Source organism: Colwellia ponticola (assembly GCF_005885605.1).
Classification (GTDB): Bacteria; Pseudomonadota; Gammaproteobacteria; order Enterobacterales; family Alteromonadaceae; genus Colwellia; species Colwellia ponticola.
The window spans coordinates 1-431 of sequence record NZ_SZVP01000166.1 but is presented as its reverse complement, the minus strand read 5'-3'; the positions used below and the strand labels follow the sequence as shown (position 1 = coordinate 431).

Here is a 431-nt window from a genome sequence, read left to right as displayed (position 1 = left end):
CCAGCAGCGTCAATGCCACAGATACCTTGATTGCTTTGCTGCCCATGCCCACTCTCCAGCACTTCTACGGGATTGAAAGCCGTGAGGTTAGGGGCAGGGACGCGATGGAAATTGTACAAACGTGCTCGGTTGAACGGTTCAGCGTCTATGCTGGTCCACTGACCTCTACCGTCAGATCACACAGGTGAACGAAATGGCCAAGACCTACAGCTACGCCGCCCGGAACGCTACGGACGCCCTCAAGCCTTTTACCTTCGAGCGCCGCGCGCCGGGGGCGGACGACGTACAGATCGACATCCTCTACTGCGGCGTGTGCCACTCCGATTTGCACACCGCGCGTAACGAGTGGAACAACACCATGTACCCGTCGGTACCCGGCCACGAAATCGTCGGCCGCGTGACGGCGGTGGGGGGCAATGTGAAGAAATTCA

Annotated in this window: 1 protein-coding gene; it reads left to right on the top strand. The window is 58.9% G+C overall.

What is annotated here, in order from left to right; translation table 11 throughout:
• Positions 1 to 193: 193 nt before the first annotated feature.
• A partial coding sequence (locus FCS21_RS16380; protein ID WP_171035746.1) for an alcohol dehydrogenase catalytic domain-containing protein occupies positions 194 to 431 on the top strand: 238 nt, incomplete at its 3' end.